Here is a 6,058-nt window from a genome sequence, read left to right on the forward strand (position 1 = left end):
TCCGCCGCTAAGTTATTCAGGAGCAAGCTCCCGAATAACTCCGCTCGACTTGCATGTATTAGGCACGCCGCCAGCGTTCGTCCTGAGCCAGGATCAAACTCTCCAATAAAGTGTTTGACTTGCTCATTTAAAACTTACTGACGATTTGTTAAAATCGTTTGTTTCAATGACGTGTTCCATTTGTTCAGTTTTCAAAGAACTTGCTTGCACTATTCGACATCATCCAATGTCTCTCAGTTTTTGTCGAACAGTTATTTATTATACTCAATTGCTCATATCATGTCAACTTCTTTTTTGACATCTTCACCAGCCTTTCGGCAAGATGCCGTCCGAAGCGACAAGTAATAATGTATCACGCCAGGATTGTTTTTGCAACATGAATTTTCAGGACTATCTCATGAGTGCTGCAAAATGTACTTTATCCTCGTTAACAGTCGGGAGCCCCCCACCTTATCGGGTTCTCAATGACCTGCAGAAGGCAGGGAATCGGGTCAGGACTTTGCGATTATCCGCCGTCCACTACGGACAAACTGCCAAACGATCAACAAACCGCAAGATAACAATAAGAATATGGCGGCAATTCGCAGAGCAGTATCATAATTTTCTGTAAATGCTCCCACGCCGGAGGAACCGGCAACGACACCTAGGGAAAAGAAAGCATAGAACAACCCAAACGCCTTCCCCTTGTGTTCAGAAGCTATGTGCTTCACTAGCAGTGCGTTCAACGAAGGAAATAATAGCGCAAATCCAAGCCCATACACAGCCATTACGCCAAACATAGCTATCCGATGTTGCATGAGTGAAAGGGCAAATAGAGAGATGATCACCAATAGCCCGCCTGCCAAGCTCAATTTTAAAGGGGAGCCTTGATCAAACATACGGTTGGTCGGTAGCAGGAACATGCAGATGGCAACTACACCAAATACACTAAGCATCATACCGGCTGTCTGGACAGGAAAGCCCAGGGCGTCCACTTTCAAGGGCAAGCTAAACGTTAATGCCCCCATAGCAAACATTAAAGAGAAGGCTCCAAAATACGATTGAATCACGGACTTCTGACGAATGGCAGCCAAGAAAGCTGATCGGGATTCCCGCACCCTGATTGATCCAGCTTCCTCTTCTTTTCCTTTTGTAGATTTAGGTGCCCCTACCCATACCAGAATTGCACCCATCACCAGCAAACCTGAAAGGCTCATGAATAGCCTATCCAATCCTACACTAGCCTTCAAAATCCCCGCCGATGCCGGGCCTACAATGGCCGCCACTCCAACGGCCGCGCCGGATAAGGCCATCGATCGGCCCTGCCCCCGACCGGAGGCATAGCGGGATACTAATGTAAATGCGCTCGGAACGAGCAATCCACCGGACAAGCCGTGCAGCACCCGAACCATCAACAAATGCGTCGGTTGCTGCACAAGCGGATACAGCAAAATAATGCTTGCCGTCAGCAATAACCCCGTGAGTAGTATCGGCTTGCCGCCGAATCGGTCAATCCATATTCCCGCAATCATATTACCCAGCATATTAGTTAGCGAGTACAGACCCACAGCAAGTCCAATCTGAAATGACCCCGCCCCCAGGCTTTGTGCAAAAGGCCCCATCACGGGCAACTGAACAAACAAATCCATAAAGCAAATCATGACAATACCATTTAACAACCATCTTGTCTTCTGCACGTTGTGCTCCCTCCCCGCTTGGTGATATGCGTATTTTCTTGTCGCTCGGTTACAACCTCCCGAAGATTATAAGGTAAAATCAGCTCTTGCGGGTACTATACAAACCGATAATTATGGCGATTCGCTAACTTTTCAATAACAAGTGCGTGTGCAAAAAAAGAGGTTAGCCCCAGTCGAGTTGACTTTGGCTAACCTCTGTTGAAGTGGCTATTGTACGTTGTCCCCATATAAGGGGATTATGTGATTTATGCGTTGAGCATCTGTAGATGGTAAGCGCTACTCTACTACAATGACCTCAGTTGCCTCGCCTGTTTCAGCGCCGCTCTCGCCAGATGTAGCTGCTCCGCCATCTTCTCCGGCTGTGCTGCCGTCACTCGACGTTTTTCCCGCGGCCTCGTCCTTGATCGCCTTATCCAAAAGAGCCTGCGCTTCACTCTCAATGGTCTGGAGCGCTTCATCAATGGACTTCTTCTTGTCCTGGGCCAGTTGAATCTCCCGGGTCAGAATGCCGTAGTATTCCATATTAAATGCGTCTGGAATTTTGGTATAATCCTCGCTTCGATCATTACTAAGACTTGGCTTCAACTTATAAAATACGTCCAGGTTCATCCCATTAAATTCCTTGGTTACATTCATCCGAGACAACAAGCCACCGTTCATCGTTCTCGATTTCACCTTGGCAAACTTCTCGCCGTTGATGAATTTGATAAATTCCCAAGCCGCATCCGCATTAGGAGAGTTGGCCCGAATACCAAAGATATCGTTAAAGAAAATATTCCGCGATGTTTCAGGGTCCGCCGGATCCACGGGTCCTGCTACAGCCCCAAGTTGGAACGGCTGGTAGTCCTTGACTTGATTCTGCGCATCCTTAAGGCTTTGCAGCATATAAGAACCGTCTACTGTCATCGCCATACGTCCCATCATGAACAGTTGGCTCTTATAGTAATCCTCCATTGATCCGCCCTGGAACATGTCGTCCCCCGGATTATAGATGGCCTGAGAGTCCATCGCATCCATTGCCAGCTTGTAAGCTTGCTTCCAGGAATCCGTGTTCAGCGTAACCTTCATGGTATCCGTGTTGATAAACTTCAAGCCTTGTGTACTCGCAATGTTGGATGCCAGTTGATCCATCGTCATGCCATAGTTTGTACCAAAGCCATACACCCTAGTATCCTTATCTCCATCGGTAGGAAAACGCCGTGCAGTATCCAGAATCTCCTGCCAGGTCATCCCGTCATGCGGTACTTCGATACCATATTTGGCAAACAAATCAGCATTGTAGAAGATGGCATTCCCGTAAAAGGTTGGGGACAAACCATACAGCTTGCCGCCCCCTTTATCCTTAAGGATTTCCATCAGAGCAGGGTAAATCGATTCGGTATCATATTTATCCCGTTCGATTAACGTGTCCAGTTCTGCCAGTTTGCCTTCGGAAGCCATTTTCTCATAAGACTCCGTATTTAACATGACAACATCCGGCTGTTCTTTCTCTATAAATTCTTCAAGAGCTTTAGTATAGTCCGTGACGCCGTCAGGGTTGTCGCGATAAATGCTATTCGTACTGACAACCTCGATCTCGATATTTGGCTTCTCCATGGCAAATAAATCACCATATTGCTGGAAGAAATACCCCTCATCCATAAACATGACCTTCAGGCTGGATGTCTGCTCTGCTTCTGGTGCCGGACGGCTGGTACAGCCCGCAAGCACGACGGAAGCCAATAACACCATGAGCCCCTTATGTAACCATGATCCCTTCATCTTTACCTCCAAAATATAGATATTTTAATAGAGTCCTCTATAGATAGAACGAATGAAGGAAGAAATAGTTTCCTTTTCTAGAAAAAATCCGACCTAAAACAGTTCTTAGGAACTGCAAAGGTCGGATTATAGTAAACATTTATAGGGAAAAGCAAGCATACAGGCTCTCCTGAATACAGCCGGATTACTGCTACAAAAGCCCTCCTTCCAGAAGCCGAATTAATTCATTCTCGTCCTCAATCACAGGTATGCCCAGCTCCTGAGCTTTGGTCAGCTTGCTCCCTGCCTTCTCGCCGGCAATAACCAGATCAGTCTTCTTTGATACGCTGCCAGTCACCTTGGCGCCCAGCGCCTCCAGCCGCTTCGTCGCCTCATCCCGGCCAAGCAGGTGCAGTGTGCCCGTAAGGACGACGGTCTTACCTGAGAAGTAGGAATCCGTGACGGGCGCAGCCGCAGGTTCGGAGGCTCGCGGAGCCACTCCCTGCTCCAGCATCCGCCGAATCCCCTCTTGCTGGAAAGGATCAGCGAAGAAGGATACGATGCTCTCGGCCACAATGCCGCCGATATCTGGCAAGGTAATAAGCTCTTCCGCCGTCGTCGTCATCACCGCGGCCAGGTTGCCGAAATGATCGGCCAAGGCTTTGGTCGTCGATTTGCCGGTATTCGGAATGCCCAGGGCGAACAGGAAGGACGCCAAGTCACGTTCCTTGCTCTGCCGGATGGCCTCCAGCAAGTTGTTCGCCTTCTTCTCGCCAAAGCGCTCCAACTTGATCAGATCCTCAAATTGTAGCGTGTACAGATCGGCTGGCTCGCGCACGTTCAGTTCATCATGCAATTGCTCTGCCGTCTTCTCGCTAAAGGTCTCAATATCCATCGCATCGCGTGAAGCAAAGTGAGTGATGCGGGCCACAATCTGTGGCTTGCAGCCCAGCCGATTGTTGCAGAACAGATGCGCTCCCCGCTGCTCCAGCACCGTGCCGCAGGCCGGACAAACCTCGGGATAGAGAATCTCCCCGCCATCCTGTTCATCGGTCACCTTGCCGAGGATCTCCGGAATGACATCATTCGAGCGGCGTATGAACACCCGAGTGCCCAAGGCGAATTTCAAATTTTTGCGTTCAATATCGCCCACGTTGTTCAGCGTACAGTTCTGGACGGTCACTCCCGCCAACTCCACGGCTTCTACCTTGGCAAGCGGTGTGATTTTCCCCGTACGTCCTACATTCCATGTAACCGATTCAAGAATAGTCGTCGTCTCTTCGGCTTCGAACTTGAAGGCGACAGCCCAACGTGGAAATTTATCCGTGTACCCCAGCACTTCCCGGGTCGCCATATCCGTTAGCTTGATGACGGCCCCATCGATCAGATAATCCAGCGCCGAGCGCCGCTCTACGATCAGCCTCAGTTCCTCCATCACTTCCGCAAAATTGTCGTGATAGGTCACGTAAGGATTCACTTTAAAGCGATTGTTCTTGAGAAATTCCATCATCTCACGATGATCCTGGAATTGGAGCTCATCCGTATAGCCCACATTATAGAAGAAGGCGCTCAGCTTCCGGTCAGCGGTCGTCCGCGGATTAAGGTTGCGCAAAGCACCGGCTGCTGCATTACGAGCATTCTTGAGCGGCTCTGCAGCCGTCTCATTATACTTGGCCAGTACGGAAAGGTTCATGATACCTTCTCCCTGCACTTCGATAGTCCCTTCCGCATAAGGAATGCTTAATGGAACGGATTTGATCGTCTTTACTTGGGCGAGAATGCCTTCGCCAACAACGCCGTTCCCCCGCGTGGAGGCCTGCACCAGCTTGCCGTCGGTATACGTAAGATTCAGGGTCAAGCCGTCAAACTTGAGTTCCACTACATAGCTAGGGTCAGGGAGCGGGGTCTCGGGATTTTTCACATTATAGTCAGCAATCAGCCGTAGGACGCGAGCGTTCCAATTCTGCAACTGGTCTTCATTCTGCGCCTTATCCAGACTCCACAGTGGGGCCAGATGGCGATGGGGCTTGAAGCCTTCCAGTAGTTCGCCCCCCACTCTTAACGTGGGTGAGTCCGGCAGCGTAATCCCCGTCTGTGCCTCCAAGGCTACTAGTTCGTCGTACAGCACATCGTATTCCTTATCGCTCACCAGCGGCTGATCCAACGTATAGTAGTGATAGTTGTACTGCCCAAGCAGTTCGACAAGCTGTTCCATTCTTTGCATCACGTCCATGCAGGGATAACCCTCCTTCAATAGATATAGGTATGTAAGAAACGGAGAAGGCCGGGGAGGCCCGCTCCGTTATGAAAAACGAATGAAAACAAGCAACTTATGCAAGTTCTGGTTACACGATGCCCTCCGGTGGAGACAAATATACGCGCATATGCGCCAGAAAGCAACGTTTATTCGGCTTCGGTCACCTTGGTGATCGGAGCAAAGCCGGCCAAGAGGCGCTTGACGCCTGTCGGGGCCGGGAAGGCGATTTGCAGCTCCGTATCGTTGCCGGAGCCTTTGATCGAGACGACCGTGCCGACGCCCCACTTGGCATGGGAGACTTTGTCCCCGGCACTGAAGTCGCCGGGGCTCGCGGACTTGCCGGCAGCCGGTGCCCCCGGCCCGCCGGTGGTCACGGTGACGCCGC

Annotated in this window: 4 protein-coding genes and 1 rRNA gene; all 5 read right to left on the reverse strand. The window is 50.3% G+C overall.

The genetic code is table 11. The features are described 5' to 3' along the window. Window positions 1-109, reverse strand: a 16S ribosomal RNA gene (locus BN3279_RS00645); the annotation flags it as partial. A 382-nt stretch (window positions 110-491) separates the two neighbouring features. Beyond that, window positions 492-1,676, reverse strand: coding sequence for an MFS transporter (locus BN3279_RS00650; RefSeq protein WP_232436724.1), 1,185 nt, complete (start codon window positions 1,674-1,676; stop codon window positions 492-494). A 276-nt stretch (window positions 1,677-1,952) separates the two neighbouring features. Next, window positions 1,953-3,437, reverse strand: a complete 1,485-nt coding sequence (locus tag BN3279_RS00655) for an ABC transporter substrate-binding protein (RefSeq protein WP_059048774.1) — start codon at window positions 3,435-3,437, stop codon at window positions 1,953-1,955. 190 nt (window positions 3,438-3,627) lie between these two features. Next, window positions 3,628-5,649, reverse strand: a complete 2,022-nt coding sequence (gene ligA / locus BN3279_RS00660; RefSeq protein ID WP_059048775.1) for an NAD-dependent DNA ligase LigA — start codon at window positions 5,647-5,649, stop codon at window positions 3,628-3,630. A 170-nt stretch (window positions 5,650-5,819) separates the two neighbouring features. Further along, window positions 5,820-6,058: hypothetical protein (locus BN3279_RS24125; RefSeq protein WP_148466785.1), on the reverse strand; the 239-nt coding region annotated here is incomplete at its 5' end.

It is taken from the genome of Paenibacillus senegalimassiliensis (genome assembly GCF_001486585.1).
In the GTDB taxonomy this organism is placed as follows: domain Bacteria; phylum Bacillota; class Bacilli; order Paenibacillales; family Paenibacillaceae; genus Fontibacillus; species Fontibacillus senegalimassiliensis.